General features: G+C 64.6%; 21 protein-coding genes. 10 read left to right on the forward strand and 11 right to left on the reverse strand.

Features of this window, described 5'->3' with window-relative positions:
* Positions 1-68: 68 nt before the first annotated feature.
* Genes AC0L2F_RS23190 through AC0L2F_RS23200 form a run of 3 tightly spaced genes read right to left on the reverse strand, consistent with a single transcriptional unit; the run spans position 69 to position 2655 of the window.
* Complete coding sequence (locus AC0L2F_RS23190) at positions 69-1190, reverse strand: HD-GYP domain-containing protein (RefSeq protein WP_063992635.1); 1122 nt, start codon at positions 1188-1190, stop codon at positions 69-71.
* 50 nt (positions 1191-1240) lie between these two features.
* On the reverse strand, positions 1241-1561 hold the full coding sequence (locus AC0L2F_RS23195) for a PilZ domain-containing protein (RefSeq protein WP_473249978.1): 321 nt from the start codon (positions 1559-1561) through the stop codon (positions 1241-1243).
* Positions 1558-2655 (reverse strand): DUF2336 domain-containing protein, encoded by a 1098-nt coding sequence (locus tag AC0L2F_RS23200; protein ID WP_473249979.1) that lies wholly within the window; start codon positions 2653-2655, stop codon positions 1558-1560. Before AC0L2F_RS23200 ends, AC0L2F_RS23195 begins: the two co-directional genes overlap by 4 nt.
* Positions 2656-2957: 302 nt before the next feature.
* Here AC0L2F_RS23200 and AC0L2F_RS23205 point away from each other — a divergent pair, with 302 nt between their 5' ends.
* Both AC0L2F_RS23205 and AC0L2F_RS23210 read left to right on the forward strand, forming a co-directional pair.
* Positions 2958-3905: an AraC family transcriptional regulator gene (locus AC0L2F_RS23205; protein WP_473249980.1), complete on the forward strand. Its 948-nt coding sequence runs from the start codon at positions 2958-2960 to the stop codon at positions 3903-3905.
* A gap of 50 nt (positions 3906-3955) precedes the next feature.
* On the forward strand, positions 3956-4546 hold the full coding sequence (locus tag AC0L2F_RS23210; protein WP_085353019.1) for an NADPH-dependent FMN reductase: 591 nt from the start codon (positions 3956-3958) through the stop codon (positions 4544-4546).
* Between the two features lie 105 nt (positions 4547-4651).
* Here the strand turns inward: AC0L2F_RS23210 and AC0L2F_RS23215 are convergent, their stop codons facing one another.
* Complete coding sequence (locus AC0L2F_RS23215) at positions 4652-6733, reverse strand: methyl-accepting chemotaxis protein (protein ID WP_473249981.1); 2082 nt, start codon at positions 6731-6733, stop codon at positions 4652-4654.
* Positions 6734-6820: 87 nt separating this feature from the next.
* The gene (locus AC0L2F_RS23220; protein ID WP_473249982.1) at positions 6821-7261 is read right to left on the reverse strand and encodes a DUF1810 domain-containing protein; all 441 of its coding nucleotides are present in this window, start codon (positions 7259-7261) and stop codon (positions 6821-6823) included.
* A gap of 211 nt (positions 7262-7472) precedes the next feature.
* Between AC0L2F_RS23220 and AC0L2F_RS23225 the strand changes: the two genes are divergently transcribed.
* From AC0L2F_RS23225 to AC0L2F_RS23235, 3 genes are all read left to right on the forward strand, one after another.
* Positions 7473-8423, forward strand: a complete 951-nt coding sequence (locus AC0L2F_RS23225; protein ID WP_473249983.1) for a DUF2778 domain-containing protein — start codon at positions 7473-7475, stop codon at positions 8421-8423.
* Between the two features lie 95 nt (positions 8424-8518).
* Positions 8519-8776, forward strand: a complete 258-nt coding sequence (locus tag AC0L2F_RS23230) for a hypothetical protein (protein ID WP_007609546.1) — start codon at positions 8519-8521, stop codon at positions 8774-8776.
* A 145-nt stretch (positions 8777-8921) separates the two neighbouring features.
* Entirely contained in the window at positions 8922-10013 is a 1092-nt protein-coding gene (locus AC0L2F_RS23235) for a TRAP transporter substrate-binding protein (protein ID WP_354203819.1), read from the forward strand.
* A 138-nt stretch (positions 10014-10151) separates the two neighbouring features.
* Here AC0L2F_RS23235 and AC0L2F_RS23240 read toward each other — a convergent pair whose 3' ends face one another.
* The 6 genes from AC0L2F_RS23240 to AC0L2F_RS23265 all read right to left on the reverse strand — a co-directional run bounded on the left by AC0L2F_RS23240 (position 10152) and on the right by AC0L2F_RS23265 (position 15362).
* Positions 10152-10934, reverse strand: a complete 783-nt coding sequence (locus AC0L2F_RS23240; RefSeq protein ID WP_473249984.1) for an ABC transporter ATP-binding protein — start codon at positions 10932-10934, stop codon at positions 10152-10154.
* Positions 10922-11977, reverse strand: a complete 1056-nt coding sequence (locus tag AC0L2F_RS23245) for a dihydrodipicolinate synthase family protein (protein WP_473249985.1) — start codon at positions 11975-11977, stop codon at positions 10922-10924. The genes AC0L2F_RS23240 and AC0L2F_RS23245 overlap by 13 nt, the downstream gene beginning before the upstream one ends.
* Before the next feature lie 6 nt (positions 11978-11983).
* Complete coding sequence (locus tag AC0L2F_RS23250) at positions 11984-12805, reverse strand: GNAT family N-acetyltransferase (RefSeq protein WP_473249986.1); 822 nt, start codon at positions 12803-12805, stop codon at positions 11984-11986.
* Positions 12792-13829, reverse strand: a complete 1038-nt coding sequence (locus AC0L2F_RS23255; RefSeq protein ID WP_473249987.1) for an NAD-dependent epimerase/dehydratase family protein — start codon at positions 13827-13829, stop codon at positions 12792-12794. Before AC0L2F_RS23255 ends, AC0L2F_RS23250 begins: the two co-directional genes overlap by 14 nt.
* Before the next feature lie 30 nt (positions 13830-13859).
* Complete coding sequence (locus AC0L2F_RS23260) at positions 13860-14630, reverse strand: ABC transporter permease (protein WP_007609553.1); 771 nt, start codon at positions 14628-14630, stop codon at positions 13860-13862.
* A gap of 84 nt (positions 14631-14714) precedes the next feature.
* The gene (locus AC0L2F_RS23265) at positions 14715-15362 is read right to left on the reverse strand and encodes a TetR/AcrR family transcriptional regulator (protein WP_473249988.1); all 648 of its coding nucleotides are present in this window, start codon (positions 15360-15362) and stop codon (positions 14715-14717) included.
* A gap of 101 nt (positions 15363-15463) precedes the next feature.
* Between AC0L2F_RS23265 and AC0L2F_RS23270 the strand changes: the two genes are divergently transcribed.
* The 5 genes from AC0L2F_RS23270 to AC0L2F_RS23290 all read left to right on the forward strand — a co-directional run bounded on the left by AC0L2F_RS23270 (position 15464) and on the right by AC0L2F_RS23290 (position 18847).
* Positions 15464-16480 (forward strand): ABC transporter substrate-binding protein, encoded by a 1017-nt coding sequence (locus AC0L2F_RS23270; RefSeq protein ID WP_473249989.1) that lies wholly within the window; start codon positions 15464-15466, stop codon positions 16478-16480.
* Between the two features lie 194 nt (positions 16481-16674).
* Entirely contained in the window at positions 16675-17373 is a 699-nt protein-coding gene (gene minC, locus AC0L2F_RS23275) for a septum site-determining protein MinC (protein WP_473249990.1), read from the forward strand.
* Between the two features lie 18 nt (positions 17374-17391).
* A complete protein-coding gene (minD, locus tag AC0L2F_RS23280) occupies positions 17392-18207 on the forward strand; it encodes a septum site-determining protein MinD (protein ID WP_007591740.1) in 816 nt (271 codons plus the stop codon).
* Positions 18204-18485, forward strand: coding sequence for a cell division topological specificity factor MinE (gene minE, locus AC0L2F_RS23285; protein ID WP_007609560.1), 282 nt, complete (start codon positions 18204-18206; stop codon positions 18483-18485). The genes minD and minE overlap by 4 nt, the downstream gene beginning before the upstream one ends.
* A 176-nt stretch (positions 18486-18661) precedes the next feature.
* Positions 18662-18847, forward strand: a complete 186-nt coding sequence (locus tag AC0L2F_RS23290; RefSeq protein ID WP_007609561.1) for a hypothetical protein — start codon at positions 18662-18664, stop codon at positions 18845-18847.
* Positions 18848-18852 lie beyond the last annotated feature (5 nt).

Below are 18852 nucleotides of genomic sequence, written 5' to 3' on the forward strand. Positions count from 1 at the left end.
CGAACTGTTCCGCGCCGCACCAGACATCGCGCCGCGCACTAGACTGGGGTCGAGACGGGTCGCTGCGATCACCTCGTGAGCGCGACCTGCCTGAACGCGGTCAGCAGCGCCTTCTCCAACTTTCCGCTCATCCCGCATAGGATCTCATAGGCCTCGCCGCGTGGCAGCGTCGGCTTGTAGTGCCGATATTCGATCAGGGCCGCGAAGATGTCCGAGATCGTGAGAATCCGCACGATGTCGCCAATGCTCTCGGCCCCGAGCGCATCCGGGTAGCCGCTGCCGTCGAGATATTCGTGATGATGCCGCACGGCATCGAGGATCTCCGGCGAGATATCGTCGTGGTCTTTCAGAAAATCGTAGCCCGCTGCCGGGTGAGTCTCGATCATGGCACGTTCCTCCGGATCGAGACGGCCGGGCTTGTCGAGGATGGCAAGCGGGATCCGGGCCTTGCCGATGTCGTGGAACATGGCCGCCGTGTATAGCCGCTCCAGATCTGACCTGCCGACGCCGAGGCTCAGGCCGAAATCGATGGCGACGCCGGTGACGAGGAGGCAATGCTGATAGGTCCCCTCGTGATGGCGCCGCACCGTCGTGAGCCATTCCGACAGGCCATGCTGGCTGATGCGATCGGCGATCTGGCGGCCGGCTTCTCTGGCGCCGTTGACGTCGACCGGCTGGCCCGATGTCACCGAGGTGAACATCGACGCGATGGCGGTCGCCGCGGTCTCGACTGCATTGTCCGACTGCGCCGCGTGACCTGAGGATGCAGACGCCTCTTCGGCGGGATCAACCAGCGCCGCCAGCAGCTTGATCTTGTCGATCGTCCCGGGAAGGACGAGCGTGGCCCCGAGCGCGTAAGCCTGCGAGATACTCATGTGAGAGGCGTGCTCGACCAGGAAGATGCGCTTCGTTGCCTTCGCGAGCTTTACGGCTCGTTTCTTGATGGCCGCAATGGTGTGGACGTCACGCAATTCCGCACGGATGACGATCGCGAACGGCACCTGGGACAGCTTGGCTTCCGCGTCGAGCCGTTCGCCTGCGACGGCAAACCGTTGCTCGAGAATCGAACAGACGCTCGATAATTTGTCCGAGGAATCAGCCAGCACATGCACGAACGGGCGTGCCGCTTCCTTCTCTCGGATGCCGCCGTCGCCTTTGACGGGGCGGGATATAGTTCGCGCGTTCTGCACGGTTGACCTGAATCATGTTGGAGTTAATTAGGGCTGATGAATCCTTGGGCCTATTTGCTCTGAGCGGCAGCCTGCACAGCGGCTGCCGGTTTCTTCTTGCCGTCTGCGGTGACGAAGTGCACGCCGGCGGTGGTGCCGTCGATCCAGACCAGTTCGCAGCGCCGGTAGGCGAGCCCCGTCGAGGACAGCAGCAGGAAGAATTCCTTGGCCTGGAGCACGTCGAGCGTGCCCTCGACCTCGATCTTCGCACCGCTTTGCGATATGTCGAGCAAAACGCAACTGCGCCGCCAAGTGCCGTCCGAGCCCATCAGATTGACGGGCTGCTTGTGATCCATTTTCACGCGCTGCGCTTTGCGACCGTCGAACTTCATCGGCTAACCCCCATCTTCGCGCCGCAATTTGCCGGATCGCTCGTGTTGGCGCTTGCCGCTATTTGCCCCCATCGCACTGTCCATTGGCTGGTGGACAGAAGCAGCGTCTCGAAGATCCGTTGCGCGCGCTCGCGTTCAGAATAGGAGAGCCTTTTTCCGCTGCGGTTGCTCAGGATGGTAAGGGTGGTCTGCCAGTTCAGCCGCGACGCCCGGCACGCCATGACCAGCCCCTCGCAATCGTCATCGCTCACGACATGCTCGATGATTTCGAGCGGCGCCCCTGAAAGCACCGACAGTGCCGTGAACAGATTGGCCGTCTCGCCACGGATCGCAAAACGGTTCACCGTGGAATCGTTGAGTTTGCCGATGCGGTTGAGGGCGACGATCTCCGGCCTCGCGCTTGCATACTCGGCCCGGCAAGGCCGCTTTGGCGGAGCCGGCTCCGCTTCCGGCACCGACGCCGCGGCGGACGGGGCCGGTGCCTTCCGGGCTGGGGGGGCGGAGAGCAGCTTGCGCACGACCAGGTCGGGCGTACCGGGCCGGAGCACCAGCGCCTTCGCGATCTCGCCGTCCCGGTCGGCCCTGGCAATCAGCGCTGCATAGGCTGCGTCGGAGAATTTCGTTCCCGGGTTCTTGATCAGGGCAAGGCAGATCGGGCCGCCGTGCTTGATCAACGCTTCGGTCACGGTCGGCGCGATGTCGCTGCGGGCGGCGATTGCGCGTCGATGCCACTCGCCACGGGAGTCAATGACAGCCTCGAGATCTGCTGCGGAAAGTGCGCGCGACCTGAGCAACACAGGACATGCCACGTCCGGATTATCGTGCGAGGCGAGACGCCACAATGTTTCGGGAGGGGCGATGTCAAGCTCGGCGAGCGCCGTGCTGAGCTGAACCAGTGCGCTGGTCTCGACCCGTTCCGTCAATCGCAGCAGAACACCGTCGACCACGTTGCTGAGCAATTCCCGGCACTGGTCACGGCTGCCAATGAGCAACTGCACCATGCCGGAGAGAATGCGTGCGCAACGCTCCGCCGGGCACGTTGCGACCGTCTCTTCCAATTCAGCAAGAATATCAGCAGGCGAATTTGCCATCATGGCAGGAGCCTGACCTAAAATTAATTTGGACTATAGAACTGCGCCTATTCCGCTCGACAGACGTTAATTTGAAATTTGGATTTTGCTCGTCTAGGTATATGTGCACCGCTGGGTACACGGAAAACGCTATCGAAAATTGGCGAGATTTGATGCGCCGGCTTGTCCTTGGACTTCGACGCTCGCCAACTGGTCAACATAGTTCGAAGTGATTCTTTCAGACTTAAGGGACACCGGAACGGGGAAGTTGGGCCGGCATCGTCGCTGGACGCGCGTGTGTTGCGACGCGAAGTTTCACATTTGCCATGAACAGAACTGATGATGCGCCGACGCTGGCGCCGAAGGTATTTCGTTTCACCGACGTCGATGACTTTCGAAGTGCCATTCGAGGCCTGAACTTCGAGTTCACGCCTTTCGTACGGAGGATTTCGGCCGAGCAGACCATTCTGTCGCTGCCCGGCTGCGACGTGAATCTGACGCGGGCATTTCCGCGGGTCGTCGACGCACAGCTCGTCGAGAATTGTACCGCGATCGGATTCACGATGGACGATTTGGACGTGCCGGTGCGATTCAACGGCACGCAGCGCACACGACCCGTCATCGTCATCGGCAGCGGCGGCGCGGCTTACACCACCATCGAGGAGGTGCAGCGGCAAATCGCCTCGGTGGTGTTCAGGCCGGAAGTGACGGATCGCGGCTGGCCACAAGCAGCCCTCTGCTTCAACATCTTCGAAACGACCGCCGCGGGCTTGAACCGGCTCCGCGGTGTGGTTCGGGAGGTGCTGGCAGCCGCTTCGGAGCCGGTCGATGCGCCCGACGTGCCGCTGAAGGCTGCCGCCATGAGGGAGACCCTGCTCGGCGCTGTGGACGCAATTTTCGAAAGCATCGTTCCTGCGCGATGGACCCTGCGCCCCAATGACGAGCGGAAATTCAAGGTCTTTCAGGACATCCGCGCGCTGCTTTCCGACGACCTCTCGCAGCCCATCTACAGCGACGAGATCGCGCGCACGCTCGGCTTGTCCGTTCGCACCATGCACGACGTCGTCCGCCGCTATCGCGGCATGAGCCTGCACCGCTATCTACGCCTGCGGCGGCTGTGGCTGGTGCGTCAGCGGCTGCTCGCCGGTGCCGACAGCGTCAAGGCCGTCGCGCTGGCGTTCGGCTTCTGGCATCTCGGCGACTTCTCCAGAAGCTATCGTGACCAGTTCGGCGAGACACCGTCGCAAACGCTTGAATGCGGACGGCGCAACTAGGGCGTCAAAACGTTGCGGCCGGTCTGATGATCCGTGCTATACTACCGGCCATGAGCAATCGCATCCTCGTCCTCTACGGTTCCTACCGTTCCGACCGCATGGGCATCCGCCTCGCGAATTTCGTCATCGATCGCCTGCGCGCCCGCGGCGACGACGTCGTGTTCATCGACGCCAAGGCGATCGGCCTGCCGATGCTCGATCGCATGTACAAGGAATATCCCAAGGGCTCCGCACCCGAGGCGCTGGAGAAGCTGGCCGGAGAGATCCGCGGCGCGGACGGTTTCGTGTTCGTCACCGGCGAATACAATTGGGGCATTCAGCCGGGCCTGAAGAATCTCACCGACCACTTCCTCGAGGAGTGGTTCTGGCGTCCCGCCGCGATCGTGAGCTACTCGGCCGGCCGCCTGTCCGGCGCGCGTGCCTCGACTGCCTGGCATGGCACGTTGTCGGAGATGGGCATGGTGGTGGTGTCGAGCACCATCGGCGTCGGCCCGATCGCTCAGACGCTGTCTGAGGCGGGCGAACCGATCGGCGAGGGCGGCAAGGCGCTCGAACGTTCGTTCCCGCGCTTCGCCGACGATCTCGCCTGGTGGATCGAGGCGGCCAAGGCGCAGCGGGCGCGCAAGGCGCCGCCTTATTGACGGTCCCGTAGCCCGGATGGAGCGCAGCGCAATCCGGGGCCGACGGTGTTTGCGGCACGATTCCCGGATTACGCTTCGCTCCATCCGGACTACGAATGTGGAGTGCTAGGCCGACCTGACCTCACCGAGGAAGCGATCGAACTGTCCGGCGAGATCGCGTGACTGCGACGAGAGTTGTTCGGCTGCGCCCAGCACCTCCCTCGCGGCCGTACCGGTATCGTCGGCGGCGCGCTGCACGCCAGATATGTTGGTGTTGACCTCCTGGGTGCCGCGCGCGGCCTCCTGGACGCTGCGGGCGATCTCCTTGGTCGCTGAGCCCTGTTCCTCGATCGCGGCCGCGATCGCGGTGCCGATCTGGTCGATCTCGCCGATCACGTCGGCGACGTTGCGGATCGCTGTCACGGTCTCGTCGCTCGCGGCCTGGATCGCCGAAATCTGCTCGGAGATTTCGGTGGTCGCCTTGGCGGTCTGGCCCGCCAGCGATTTCACCTCGGCAGCAACCACGGCAAAGCCGCGGCCGGCATCGCCGGCGCGGGCGGCCTCGATGGTCGCGTTCAGCGCCAGCAAATTCGTCTGCTCGGCGATGCTCTGGATCAGCGTCACGACGTCACCGATCTTCTGCGCGCCCTCGGCCAGCGCACGGGCGGTGTCGCCGGTGCGGCGGGCGTTGTCGACGGCGCGGGCCGCGATCTCGGTGGACTGGGCCACTTGACGGCCGATCTCCGAGATCGAGGAGGTCAGCTCTTCGGTGGCGCTTGCGACGGTCTGCACGTTGCTCGATGTCTGCTGTGAGGCGGCGGCGACGACCGCGGCCTGGCTATTGGTCTGGGCCGCCGTCGAGGTCATCGACTGCGCCGTGCTCTCCATGGTGGAGGAGGCTTTCGACAGTCCGCCGACGAGCTCGGTGACCTTGGCTTCGAACGCGCGGGTGATCCCGTCGAGCGCCTGTGCGCGGCGCATCTTGCCGTCGTTCTCGGCCTGCTTCTCCGCCGCGAGGCTGTCGGCCCGGATCATGTTGTCCTTGAAGACCCGGACAGCCGCGGCCATCGCGCCAATTTCATCGGAACGCTCGGCACCGGGAATCTCTTCCGCGACCTCGCCGTCGGCAAGCCGCGACATCCGCGTCGTCAGGTTGACGATCGGGGCGCAGACGCGGCGGCGGACCGTGACGATGAGGCCGGCGCTGGCGATCAGCACGGCGAGGAGGCCCGCGAGTGCGACGGTGAAGCTGGTGTGGGCGGCGGCCGAGGCACCGGCGAGAATCTGCTCGGCGTTGTCGTAAAAGGCGTCGCGGACCTCGATGATGGTGCTGAGGCCGCGCTGCGTGGCGGTGTAATAGGTGTCCATGTCGTGTTCGTACTTGCCGCTGACCGCACCCTCCTTCACCAGCTTGAGCTCGCGGCCGAACTCCTCGATGTAGATCGCGTTGAATTTCTCCAGTGCGGCGGCGACGTTCGCCGGCGTTGCGGGATTGCCGCGCAACTCCAGCAGCGACATCACGATCTGATCGTTGCGGCCCTGCGAGCGGCTGATCTCGGCCTTCTCGGTGTCGGTCGCCGGCTTCTTGCCCCCGACGAGATTCTTATGCAGGCTCGAATTGAAGCCGCCGACGTCGCGCAGCGTCATCGCGATGTTGGCGTAGCTGGCCTGCCGGTAGGCGTCGCCGTTGAGGATCGCCATGCGGCGAACCTGCTCGTTGAGCAGCGCGGTCACGCCGGCGTTGAGCACGGCGTTGTCGGCGACGATCTTCTTGGCCGCGTCCTTGCGCGCCTCCGGCGGGCCCGACATCGCCTTGTCGATGGCCTCGCGCAGCGACGTGAATTTCGAATTGATGGCGTCGATGTTGCCGCCGGTGGTGTTGCCGTCGTCGAACGGGCCGGGCAGGTCCTTGCGCAGCGCGTTCATCCTGTCACGGGCGGCATCGGTCTGCTTGCGCAGCTTGCCCTGCTCGGCAAGCATCGCCGGGTCGACGGCGGGAGGGCCATAGAGGATGTTGGTGGAAAAGCCGCGCTCGGGATTGAGGTAGCGCGGGATGTCGCTGACGGCGCGAACGATCGCCAGCCGCCCCTGGGCTTCGGTGATCCGCTCCATCGTGTGGTATTTCGTCACGGCGACGTAGACGGCGAGGCCGCCGCCCACGGTCGAGAGCGAGACGATAGCGGTGGTCAGGAGCGTACCGATTTTCATGATTCTGTCCGGCAACTGGCGCGGGAAATTATTCGCACGGACAATAGGCAGGCGATGTTAATCCCGGGTTTACGCTGGCGGCCGCGGTCACTTGGGCTGTCGGTCAAGGGCCGCGAGGATATCGAGCGTTGCCTGATCACGCCCGCCCGAAAAATACCGGGCGAGCGCCTCGTCGAAAACGGGCTCATCGGACACCGCGTCGAACAGCGTCATCGACGAGCGGAATTTGGCGTCATCGGGCGCGCCGAGGATGGCGTTGATGGACCGGCCTTCGACGGCAAGCACGAGCTTCGTGCATTCGATCAGGCGCAGACCGAGGAGGGGGTGGGCGAGATAGGCCTTGGCCTCGGCCCGGGAGGCGATGGCGTAGCGCTGCGACATGGCGCTGGAGCCGAGACCGGCGATTTGGGGGAAGACGAACCACATCCAGTGGCTCTGCTTTCGGCCCCGGGTCAGCTCCCCCTGGATGTCCCGATAGACCGGGTCCTGGGCCCGGACAAAACGTTTGAGATCGAAAGGATCGGTCATAAGATACCTTGGAATGGCCTGCCGGAGCCTTGCCGGACCCTTGCCGGCCGCGATTATGCCTAACTTTTGGCTCCCAATGTGGTAGCTGGTATAGAATCTCTGGGTGGGGGTGGGTCCCCCCGGGGTCGATTTTGGGGAGCTGATGGTTTCCGACCGGGCACAAGCCGAGAGGCTATTGTCGCGCCGCCGTATTGGGCGAGCCGAGACGATATTGCTGTCTCTGGCCGCCGTCGCGCTGGCACTGGGCGCCGCCGCCTGGGTGGCGGATATCGGCGGTTCCGCCTCGCTGGTCACCGCCGCACTGCCGCCGGCCAATGCGCCTTCATTCGATGATCGTTTCGCTTCGGCGTCGAGCAACCCGCCCGCCCGCGAGCTCGGCCTGCGGACGCTGGAGCGCTCCGCGTTAAAGGCGGTCCAGCTCAAATTGCGGGATGCCAAGGCGATGCTCGCCCAGAAGCTCCAGGGCGACGACTGGCGATCCAGCCTGACCGACGACGACCGGCACATGTCCGAGGAGACGAGACTCTCGCAGCGCGCCGACGCCATCCCGATGCCGCGCTCGCGCCCGCCCCAGGCCGACATCTCCGCCCAGATCGCCTCAAGCCAGGCTTATGCCGAGACCAATCCGCGGGTCGACAACCGCAACTTCTTCGAAAAATTCACCGACAAGATCAGGCTGGCCTCGCTCACGCCCGACAGCGGCCTGTTCGGCAAGGCGCCGGATCTCGCCGCGCTCGGGTACGATTCGCGCACCGCGGTCTACGACATCTCGGCCAAGGCGCTCTACCTGCCGAGCGGCCTCGCGCTGGAAGCGCATTCCGGCATGGGCGCGCTGATGGACGACCCGGAGCACGTCGACCAGCGGATGGTTGGCGCGACCCCGCCCGCGACCTACGATCTCAAGCCGCGCGAAAAGCTGTTTCACGGCGTCCGCGCACTGCGCTTGACGCCCACCGAGGGCACCAGCGCGCTCGGCCGCGTCGGCCTGCTCACCCACAATTACATGCTCGGGCCTCGTGGCGACTCCAACGGCTGCGTGTCGATCAAGGACTATGATCGGTTCATGAAGGCCTACGACAACGGTGAGTTCAACCGTCTGGTCGTGGTGCCGCGGCTGACCCCATCGGCGACCGCTTCGCAGCGCGCGAGCACCGAGTCCTGATATCTGCTCCGGATATTTGCCTGCCACGGCGGGGCTGCCGTTTTCCCTTCGTTAAGCCGTCATCGTCCAGAAGCAGCCCATGAGTGATCCGCAAAGTGAGTGATCCGCAAAGTTCCGAGACCCCGCTGCGCACGACGTTCAAGATCAAGCTGAACGGCGACACGCTGGCGATCGCGACCGTCGGCCAGGCCTATCAATTCCTCACCAACTTCAAATCGGTCGAGTGGATGGAATTCCGCTCGCTGCATGAAGATGCGGTCGCGGCGCTCGAGGGCGCAGCCGAGAACGCCATGCTCGTGGTGCAGGCGACCAACGCCGTGCGCGCGCTGTTCGTGAGCGCCAAGCTGCTCTGAGCGTGACGCGGTAGATATTTGGGGGGATTCCCGGATTGCGCTGCGCTCCATCCGGGCTACCGCTCACGGCTTGGACTCCGCTATAGGGACAGCGAGGTCGCCTTCAAGCCGATACATTGAAACATAATTCAGGGAGAGACCCATCATGAAACGCCGTACATTCCTCAAGGGCGGCGCGGTTGCCGGCGCGACGACGCTGGTTGCTGCACCTGCGATCGCGCAGAGCGCGCCGGAGATCAAATGGCGCCTGACGTCGAGCTTCCCGAAATCGCTCGACACCATCTACGGCACCGCTCAGACTTTCGCGAAATATGTTGCCGAGGCCACCGACAACAAATTCCAGATCCAGACCTTTGCGGCCGGCGAGCTCGTCCCCGGCCTGCAGGCGCTCGATGCCGTCAGCACAGCCTCTGTCGACATGGCGCAGACTCCGCTCTATTTCTACATCGGCAAGGAGCCGGCGCTGGCCTATGCGACCGGCGCGCCGTTCGGCATGAACCATCGCCATCAGGAGTCCTGGTGGCATTTCGGCGGCGGCGCCGACCTCACCAACGAGGCGCTGAAGCCGTTCAAGGCGCATGCCATCCTCTGCGGCAATTCCGGCACCCAGATGGGCGGCTGGTTCCGCAAGGAGATCAAGACCGTCGACGATCTCAAGGGCCTGAAATTCCGCATCGCCGGCATGGGCGGTCATGTGCTGGCGCGGCTCGGCGTGGTCCCACAGCAGATCGCGGGCGGCGACATCTATCCGGCGCTGGAGAAGGGCACGATCGACGCGGTCGAATTCGTCGGCCCCTATGACGACGAAAAGCTCGGCTTCCAGAAGGTCGCCAAATACTACTACTTCCCGGGCTGGTGGGAGGGCGGCGCGATGCTGCACATGATCGTCAACGACGAGAAGTGGGCGTCGCTGCCGAAGCAGTACCAGGCGATCGTCAACCAGGCCGCGTCGGCGGCGGGCGCCTGGATGCTCGAGAAATACGACAGCGTGAATCCGGCGGCGCTGAAGCGGCTGATCGCCAATGGCGCGGAGCTGAAGGCGTTTCCGCAACCCGTGCTGGAGGCTTGCTACGCCGCGACCCAGGAGCATCTCAACGAGCTCGCCACCAAGAGCGACCTGTTCAAGCGCACCAAGGAAAGCCACGACGCCTATATGAAGGAGCTGCTGTTCTACACGCAGATCGCGGAGAATTTTTACGACAATTACCTGCTCGGCAAGATGCGCAACAAGGCTTGATCACAAGAGGGCGCGGTGCTCACGCCGCGCCCGGCTTCGTAGCCCGGATGGAGCGCAAGCGTAATCCGGGGTCTCGCACGTCAAGGGCAGTGCCCCGGATTGCGCTGCGCTCCATCCGGGCTACCGATTCATGAAACCTTACGCCGTGCTGAGGCCTAACTTCGCATAAATCCGCCGTGCATAGGCGCCGAACGCGTCCGTCGTCTTCAGCGGCAGAGCCCGCGGGAAGGGCAGGTCGATCGGGAAATAATCGGCCATCTTCGCCGGGCCCGCGGTCAGCACGGCGCAGTGCGAGGACAGGAACACGGCCTCCTGGATCGAGTGCGTGATGAAGATGATGGTCTTGCCGCTTTCGCGCCAGATCCGCAGCATCTCCAGATTCATCTGCTCGCGCGTCAAGGCGTCGAGCGCACCGAACGGCTCGTCCATCAGGATCAGTTTCGGGTCGTGAATGAAGGCGCGCGCGATCGCGGTGCGCTGCTGCATGCCGCCGGACAGCTCTCGCGGATATTTCTGCTCGTAGCCGGCAAGCCCCACCAGATTGAGCAGATCGCGCGCCCGCTCGCGCGCGGCCTTCATCGGCAGCCCGACGATCTCCGCCGGCAGCAGCACGTTGTCCAGGATCGTCCGCCATTTCAGCAGCAGCGCCTGCTGGAACACCATGCCGATGTCGCGGGTCGGATCGAACGGGCTTTTGGCATTGCCGATCTTCACCGTGCCGCCGTCGGCGCCGTGCAGGCCGGCCAAAATCTTCATCACCGTGGTCTTGCCGCAGCCGGACGGGCCGACCAGCGAGACCAGCTCACCCTCCTGCACGTCCATCGTGACGTCGGACACCGCCAGGAATTCGGCGCCGCCGCTGCGATAGACCTTGCGGACGCCTTGCAGGCTGATGAAGGGGTTTGAGCTCATGCCAGCCATTTATCCAAGTTTGCGGCCACGAACGCGTCGTCGCTGAGGTCGGAATGCTCGCGGTACACGCGCTCGATCTCGTCCTTCTGGCCGGGGCTGAGGCCCTCGTTCGGATCGAGGCACCACAGGCCCTGCATCAAGCCCTGCCGTCGCAGCACCTCATGGCAGCCGGCAATGCAGCCGTGAAAATCGTTGGCGACGTCGAAGAAGGCGCTGTTGCAATCGGTGACGCGGGCATCGAGCGCGAGCAGATCGGCCGGGACGCTGTCCTTGTGCCGTGCCGCCTTGCAGCGCTCGAATTGCTTGATCGCGCTCGCCGTCCACACCGACCAATGGCCGAGCAGGCCGCCCTTGAAATAAGTGCGCGTGGTGATTCCGTTGTCGCGGAGGTCGAACGGCAGCATCAAATCGAGCAGGATGTGGTCGTCATTGCCGGTATAGAGCGCAACGCGGTCGAGCGCGCCGGCCGCCGCGACGCCGCGCAGAACATCAAGGGTCCGGTAGCGGTTGAACGGCGCGATCTTGATCGCGATGACGTTGTCGATCGAGGCAAAGCGTTGCCAGAACCGGCTCGACAGGACGACGCCGCCGACGGCCGGTTGAAGATAGAAGCCGACCAGCGGAATTTCGGCGGCGACCGCTTCGCAATGCGCGATGATCTCGTCTTCGGACGCACCCTTCATCGCAGCGAGACTGAGAAGCCCTGCGTGGTAGCCAATGTCGCGCGCGGTGCGGGCTTCAGCGGTCGCCTGCCTGGTCGGACCGGCGAGGCCCGCGACCATCGCCAGCGGACGTTTGGTCCAGTTCGCCGCCGTCTCGGCGGCGAGCTCGAGCACGGGACGATAGAGGCCGACATCGCGGATCGCGAACTGCGTGGTGTGCACGCCGACCGCGAGGCCGCCGGAGCCCGCGTCGATGTAATAGCGCGTCAACGCGCGCTGATGCGTCTTGTCGAGCTGGCGTTCTGCGGTGAGCGCGAGGGGATGTGCCGGCAGCACGGTGCCGTCGGCGATCAGCTTGCGGATCTCGCTGTTGATCTGGCTGTGGTGCATGATGTCCTATCCGAATTCAGGGCCGGCGACGGCGAATGGCATGTCCTCACCCGCGGCGGTGGCGGGGCCGAACCGCATGCGCTGGAACGGCCGTTCGATGCTCCAGCCCGATGCGGTCAATCCGTCAGGGAACGCGGCTTGCGACGCGACGGCATCGAGCAGCAGCGGCGCGGTCTCCGATTGCGCGATGGCATCGACCAGGGTCAGCGCGGCTGCCGCGTCGTCGGCCAACAGCGGGCCGATGTGGCGGGCGGTGCGTCCGTCGCGCACCAGCGCAATGGCGCCGTTCGCGGAGACGATGCGTGAGCCGGGACGCTGCGCGAAGTTGGAGAGCAGGGCGGTTCGATCGAGGCTCGTGGCGCGCCGGTCACGCGCGCAGAGCGCGTCGAGCGTCGCGGATGAAGGGGCCTGCCCGGACGCGGAAGGTGATTTCACCAGCCTGAGGCGGCGCAATTGCAGGGTCGGCGTGAACCCGAGCGGCCCATAGACGGCAGCACCGTCGGGTGTTGCGTCGAGCCAGCTCGTCAGGCCGTTCCTGCGGGCGGTTTCCAGGCAGGCATCGACGAGGCGCGTTGCAAGGCCGCGGCGGCGATGGGTGCCTGATACCAGCACCATGCTGATCCAGGCGCTTTTGCTGGAGTAGGGCAGCAGGGCCGCGGTTGCCACCAGCCGTCTGCCGTCGCGAATGCCGAACACGATTCCATCGTGCAGGAAGATGCGCCAGTCCTCCTCGGTCTGGTTCCAGTGTGCTTCCGTCGACAGCACGAGCCCGGCGATCGCATCGTCGACGCCGAGCTTGATGATGGCCGGAGCGTCAGTAGCGTCCATCGCGCACCTCGTATTTGGTGGGCTTGCCGAGGCTCGGCATGGCACGGGACACCCAATCCGCCGTCCAGGCGATCAGCTGCTCGGTGTCGACGACGGGTAGGCCGAACAGCTCGACGGCCTTGGACGTGTCGGTCAGCCACGCCGTCGGCTCTTCGTTTCCCGTCAGCACCGGCGTACGGCCGAACCTCGCGCCGAATCTCGCTGCGAGATCGCGCACCGCCAAGATCTCGTGACCGCTGACATTGATCGGCGAGGTTGGCGCCGTGCAATGCGCGAGACAGCGCAGTGCCTGGGACGAGGCATCGCCCTGCCAGATGACATTGACATGGCCGATGCTGACGTCGATCGGCGTGCCCGTGAGCACTTTCGATGCGATATCGTGGAGCACGCCATAGCGCATGTCGATCGCGTAATTGAGGCGGAACAGCCGCCCGGGCGTTCCGAACTTGCGCGAAAAATACTCGAACATGCGCTCGCGGCCGACACACGACTGGGCGTACTCGCCGGGCGGATTGGGCGCCATGTCCTCGTTCGAGCCTTTGCCGTCGACCGGGACAAAAGGATAGATGCAGCCGGTCGAGAACGCCACGATCCGCGACGACGGGAAGGCCTGTGCGACCAGCGCCGGCACGTGCGCATTCATCGCCCAGGTCAGTGACAGATCGCCCTCCGCGCCGAATTTGCGGCCGGCCATGAAGACGATGTTGGGCGCCTTCGGCAGCGCCTGGATCGCGGTCTCGTCCATCAGGTCGCAATTGATGGTCTCGACGCCGCGCGCGTGCAGCCAGTCCTTGACGCCGGCGTCGCTGAAGCGGGCGACGCCGATGACGCGGCGATCGCGCGCTGCGGCTTTGGCAAGCCCCGCCAGCGTGGGCCCCATCTTGCCGGCGACTCCGAGGATCATGATGTCGCCCTCGACCCTGGCGAGGTCGTCGATCAAGGCCTGCGTCGGCCGGCACAGGAGATCGTCGAGGGCGGCGATATCGGGGATGGTCTTCGGCAGTGTCTGGCGGGTGAGCAGCATGGTTGTGGTCCTTGGTCTTGGCTTTGCCGTTCAAGTCGGTGTTGCGTCACCGACCACGAACATGCGTTCGAGGACGAGCACGAAGCCGTAAAGCGCGACGCCGAGCAGCGTCAGCAGCACGACTGCCATCACCATCGCGGGCGTGTCGAGCGACGACTGCACCTGGATCATGAGGTAGCCGAGCCCGCGCTCGGAGGCGATGAACTCGCCGACGATGGCGCCGGCGACCGCGAGGATGGCGCCGACCTTCATGCCGGAGAAGATGTAAGGCAGCGATCCCGGCAGCTGGATCTTGCGGAACAGCGTCCAGCGCGAGCCGCGCAGCGATTTGACGAGGTCGAGCAGATCCGGCTCGACCTCGCGCAAGCCCCGCGCGGTGGTGAGCAGGATCGGGAAGAAGCAGATGCTGAAGGCGATCAGGATGTTCGGCACGATGCCGTAGGAGAACCAGACGATGAGGAGCGGGCCGAGCGCGACCTTCGGGATCATGTTCAGCGTGACGAACAGCGGCAGCAGCACGAGGCTGATCAACGGTGCCCAGCTGAAGATGACGGCCAACGCGACGCCGACGAAGGCGCCGAGCGCAAAGCCGCCGAGGATCTCGATCGCCGTCACCAGCGTATTGGCGCCCCAGGCGTAGCTCGCGGTTCCCAGCGTCTGGATTGTCGCGAGCGGCGAGGGCAGGATGAACTTCGGCACGTGGAAGGCATCGACCAGGACCTGCCAGAGCACGAGCACTGCGAGGTGCACGATCAGGACGATCGCAAAGCTGCGCGTATTGCGGGCGCCGTCTCCTGTCACCGGTTGCTCCCTGTTGCAGCGGCCACCTTGCCGCTGGTCGCCAAGCCTAACCGGCCTCGAACGAAGTTTCAACCAGTTGGTTGATTACGGCCGGAGCGAATGCAGCACGAGATCGGCGACGTGCCGGCGGCGGGCGCGGCGCGCGGCCCGGCTCGACAGGTCCTTGCCGAAGATCGCCGACAGCGTCGGCGTGTTCGAGAGATAGAAATAGCTGAGGCCCGCGATGGAGATATAGAGCTGGATCGGGTCGATCCCCTTGCGGAACATGCCGGCGCGGACACCCTCGTGAAGGATGTGGGACACGCTCTTCACCAGCGGCGAATGCATCGCCTCCAGCCGCGTCGAGCCGCGGACATGGCGGGCACCGCCGCGGTTCTCGTCGTTCAGAAGCACGATGAAATCGGGGTTTGTTGCGAGGTAATCGAACGAGGCCTCGATCAGTTTCCGGATCGCCTTTTCCGGCGGCAGGCCTTCGAGATTGAGCTGGCGCTCCTGTTCGCGAATATCGGCGTAAACCCATTCGAGGACAGCAAGATAGAGCGCATCCTTGTCGCCGAAGTAATGGTAGACGAGCTGCTTGTTGACGCCGGCGCGCGCCGCGATCTCGTCGACGCGGGCGCCGGCAAAGCCGTGCCGGGCGAACTCCTCGCGCGCCGCGGTGAGCAGCTTCTTGCGGGTGGCGACCGGGTCGCGCCGCTGCGGCACGGTGTCGCCTGAACGTTTTGCGAGCATTTCCAACCAAACAGTTGACAAGTGGAGGGCGGCCTTGTTGCATTGGTATCCTCACAGGGGGAGAGCGACAAGCCGGGTCGCGGGCAATGAGGAGAGATGCGATGAAGCGTTTGCAGGCGGCGGGCTTGGCCCTGGCTGTGGCCCTGATGCTCGGATCACCAGTCGTGCCCGCGACCGCGGGCGAGGCGGTCAATCTGATCCTGAACTGGGCACCGACGGCCGATCACTCGCCCTATTATTACGCCAAGGCACAAGGTTGGTACGAGAAGGCGGGCATCGATCTGACCATCGAGGTCGGCAAGGGCTCCGGCGTCTCCGCCGCCAAGGTCGGCTCCGGCGGCTCGCCCTTCGGCGTCGCCGATCTCGCCACCATGCTGGTCGCGAAGAGCAAGGGGGCTGACGCCGTTGCCGTGATGAGCGTCTACGCCAACACCGGACAGACCTTCTACTGGCTGAAGAGCTACGGCGTGAACGGGGTGAAGGATTTTGCCGGCCACAAGATCGGCAATCCGCCCGGGGACGCCTCGCGTGTGATGTGGCCGGCCTTCGCCAAGGCTGCAGGGCTTGCGCCCGACTCGGTCGGCTTCGTCAATGTCGGGCCGACGGCGAAGATCGCCGCGCTGAAGAGCCATACCGTCGACATCATCAGCGACTTCTACAACGAGCACGATTTGAAGGTGATCGAGTTCGGAGCCGATCTCGGCTACGTCAATTGGAAGGACATTGGGCTCAATCCTTACGGCAATTCGCTGATCGTCAACGGCGGCTATCTGCAGAAGAACCCGAAGCTGGTCGAGGAGTTCGTGCGGGTCACGCAAAAGGCGTTCGCGACTTGCGTCGCAGACGCCGCGCCCTGCCTGAAGGCGCTGCTCGACCAGGTCTCCGGTCTCGACAAGGAGAACCAGGAGCGCCAGTGGGAGCGCATCAAATTCCTGATGACGGACGAATTCACGACGACGAAGGCGCTCGGCTGGATCGACGGCGAGCGGATGAAGAAGGACTACGAGCTGGTCCAGACCTATCTCGGCATGGAGAAGCCGTTCGACGTCACGACGGCGTTCACGACCAGGATGCTCGACCCCGCCATCAAGATGGACGCGAGCAAGGTGAAGAAGTAGGGGGGCTCTCGTGCCCCGGACGCAGCGCAGCGCCTCTTCGGCTCTGCGCAGCAGCGTTGCACGCTGCAGCGCGTCCGGGACACGAGCGGGCCGACCAGCCCCCCCCCCACGTAACCCCACGGAGAAATTAACCGGCCATTAACCATATCGGCGGCATCGTTAACCATTCAATAACAGGGAACGAGTCGGCCGCTATGGAGGCTGCAGTAAAACCTCAACGCCAAATGGTTCGCCTGCGCGGGCGCTCCTATGTGGCCTTCGTGTTCGTGCCGACGGTTCCCATCCAGGACTGGCTGCAGGAGATCGACACCACCATCGCGCGCTCGCCGGGCTTCTTCGCCGGCCGCCCCGTGGTGATCGACCTGTCCTCGGTCGATCTCAGCCAATCCGGCATCGGCCATCTGCTCACCAGCCTTCAGGACCGCAACATCCGCGTGCTCGGGATCGAAGGCGTGAATGAGGGCCGGCTGACCCCCATGATGCCGCCGCTACTTTCGGGCGGGCGGAGCTGCGTCATCGAACCGAGCGCTCCGAAGAAGCCCGAGGCGAAGGTCGAGACCAAGCCGACCTCCTTGCTGCTCGAAAGCCCGGTGCGGTCGGGCCAGACCGTGATCTTCCCCGAAGGCGACGTCACCATCTTGGGCTCGGTCGGCTCCGGCGCCGAGGTCGTCGCCGGCGGCTCCATTCACATCTACGGCGCGCTGCGCGGCCGCGCCATGGCGGGCGTGAACGGGCACACGAGCGCACGCATCTATTGTCAGAAGATCGAGGCCGAACTGCTTGCAATCGATGGCTTTTACCAGACCGCCGACGATATCGACGGCGCCTTGCGCGGCAAGCCGGCTCAGGCCTGGCTGCAGGGCAACACCATGCGAATTACTGCGCTGAACTGACCAGAAGGAGATTTTGAGATGGCCAAGGTACTGGTCGTGACGTCAGGCAAGGGAGGCGTCGGCAAGACGACGACGACCGCCGCACTGGGGGCTGCGCTTGCGCAACGCGGCGAAAAGGTCGTGGTCGTCGATTTCGACGTCGGCTTGCGCAACCTCGACCTCGTGATGGGCGCCGAACGCCGCGTCGTGTTCGACCTCATCAACGTGGTGCAGGGCGTCGCAAAGCTGCCGCAGGCGCTGATCAAGGACAAGCGGCTGGAGAACCTCTGGCTGCTGCCGGCCTCGCAAACCCGCGACAAGGACGCGCTGACGGAAGAGGGCGTGGGCAAGGTCATCGACGATCTGCGCAGCCGTTTCGACTGGGTGATCTGCGACAGCCCGGCCGGCATCGAGCGCGGCGCCTCCATGGCGATGCGCTTTGCCGACGAAGCCGTGATCGTCACCAATCCCGAAGTCTCCTCGGTGCGCGATTCCGATCGCATCATCGGCATGCTCGATTCCAAGACGGTGCGGGCCGAGAAGGGCGAGCGGGTCGAGAAGCACATTCTCATCACCCGCTACGATCCCTCGCGCGCAGCCCGCGGCGAGATGCTGACCATCGAGGACATCCTCGAAATTCTTGCAACGCCCTTGCTCGGCATCATTCCGGAGAGCCAGGACGTGCTGCGCGCCTCCAACGTCGGCACGCCCGTGACGTTGTCGAACGCGGAAGGCGCACCGGCGCGGGCCTATATCGACGCGGCGCGGCGGCTCTGCGGCGACACCGTGCCGATGCAGGTGCCGACCGAGCGCAAGGGCTTCATGGACCGCCTGCTGCGACGGAGGGCCGCATGAGCATGGGTCTGCTTCGGCTTCTCCGCGGCAACAAGGCCTCTGCACCCGTCGCGCGCGAACGGTTGCAGATCCTGCTTGCTCATGAACGCGGACTGCGCGGCCAGCCCGATCTGCTCGGTGTGCTGCGTGAGGAAATTCTCGCGGTGGTCTCCAGGCATGTCACGCTGGACCCGACCAAGGTCATCGTCCGACTCGATCGCGGCGACGAGGTCTCGACCCTCGAGGTCGACATCGAGGTGCCCAACGATTTCGAGCGCAGGCGCGCGGCGGCCGGGTAGGGACCTCGGCCGCGACGCTTCAAATTTGGGGTGGGTGAAAAGGCGGTCCGCTGGGCATAGCGGGCCGCCTTTTGCGCGTCGACGTGAACGCTGCGGAACGAGGTCCGGGGCTCAATCGTTGTGAAAGACCCGCGGCGGCGCGATGCACCGCGGTTTCGTCAAACGGGAGAACGCCCATGATGACCGAGGTCCAGGTCCACACCGTCGCGCGCCAGATGCTGGAACAGCATGGTTTTGCTGCGATCGCGAAGGCCGCCGAACAGGCCAGGGCTTGCGAGGGCCGCGGCGAGGCCGATGACGCCAAAGAGTGGCGTCACATCGCCGACGCGATGAAGATCATCCGCGGTCCGCACCAGAGCTGACACTC

The sequence above is a fragment of the Bradyrhizobium sp. Ken64 genome (assembly GCF_055807555.1).

Coding starts and splice junctions, on each gene's coding strand:
- AC0L2F_RS23220 (WP_473249982.1), bottom strand. CDS start 7,261: ATGACCGATCCTTTCGATCTCAAACGTTTTGTCCGGGCCCAGGACCCG.
- AC0L2F_RS23270 (WP_473249989.1), top strand. CDS start 15,464: ATGAAGCGTTTGCAGGCGGCGGGCTTGGCCCTGGCTGTGGCCCTGATG.
- AC0L2F_RS23255 (WP_473249987.1), bottom strand. CDS start 13,829: ATGCTGCTCACCCGCCAGACACTGCCGAAGACCATCCCCGATATCGCC.
- minE (WP_007609560.1), top strand. CDS start 18,204: ATGAGCATGGGTCTGCTTCGGCTTCTCCGCGGCAACAAGGCCTCTGCA.
- AC0L2F_RS23210 (WP_085353019.1), top strand. CDS start 3,956: ATGAGCAATCGCATCCTCGTCCTCTACGGTTCCTACCGTTCCGACCGC.
- minD (WP_007591740.1), top strand. CDS start 17,392: ATGGCCAAGGTACTGGTCGTGACGTCAGGCAAGGGAGGCGTCGGCAAG.
- AC0L2F_RS23235 (WP_354203819.1), top strand. CDS start 8,922: ATGAAACGCCGTACATTCCTCAAGGGCGGCGCGGTTGCCGGCGCGACG.
- AC0L2F_RS23200 (WP_473249979.1), bottom strand. CDS start 2,655: ATGATGGCAAATTCGCCTGCTGATATTCTTGCTGAATTGGAAGAGACG.
- AC0L2F_RS23245 (WP_473249985.1), bottom strand. CDS start 11,977: ATGCACCACAGCCAGATCAACAGCGAGATCCGCAAGCTGATCGCCGAC.
- AC0L2F_RS23195 (WP_473249978.1), bottom strand. CDS start 1,561: ATGAAGTTCGACGGTCGCAAAGCGCAGCGCGTGAAAATGGATCACAAG.
- AC0L2F_RS23205 (WP_473249980.1), top strand. CDS start 2,958: ATGAACAGAACTGATGATGCGCCGACGCTGGCGCCGAAGGTATTTCGT.
- AC0L2F_RS23215 (WP_473249981.1), bottom strand. CDS start 6,733: ATGAAAATCGGTACGCTCCTGACCACCGCTATCGTCTCGCTCTCGACC.
- AC0L2F_RS23265 (WP_473249988.1), bottom strand. CDS start 15,362: ATGCTCGCAAAACGTTCAGGCGACACCGTGCCGCAGCGGCGCGACCCG.
- AC0L2F_RS23250 (WP_473249986.1), bottom strand. CDS start 12,805: ATGGACGCTACTGACGCTCCGGCCATCATCAAGCTCGGCGTCGACGAT.
- AC0L2F_RS23290 (WP_007609561.1), top strand. CDS start 18,662: ATGATGACCGAGGTCCAGGTCCACACCGTCGCGCGCCAGATGCTGGAA.
- minC (WP_473249990.1), top strand. CDS start 16,675: ATGGAGGCTGCAGTAAAACCTCAACGCCAAATGGTTCGCCTGCGCGGG.
- AC0L2F_RS23240 (WP_473249984.1), bottom strand. CDS start 10,934: ATGGCTGGCATGAGCTCAAACCCCTTCATCAGCCTGCAAGGCGTCCGC.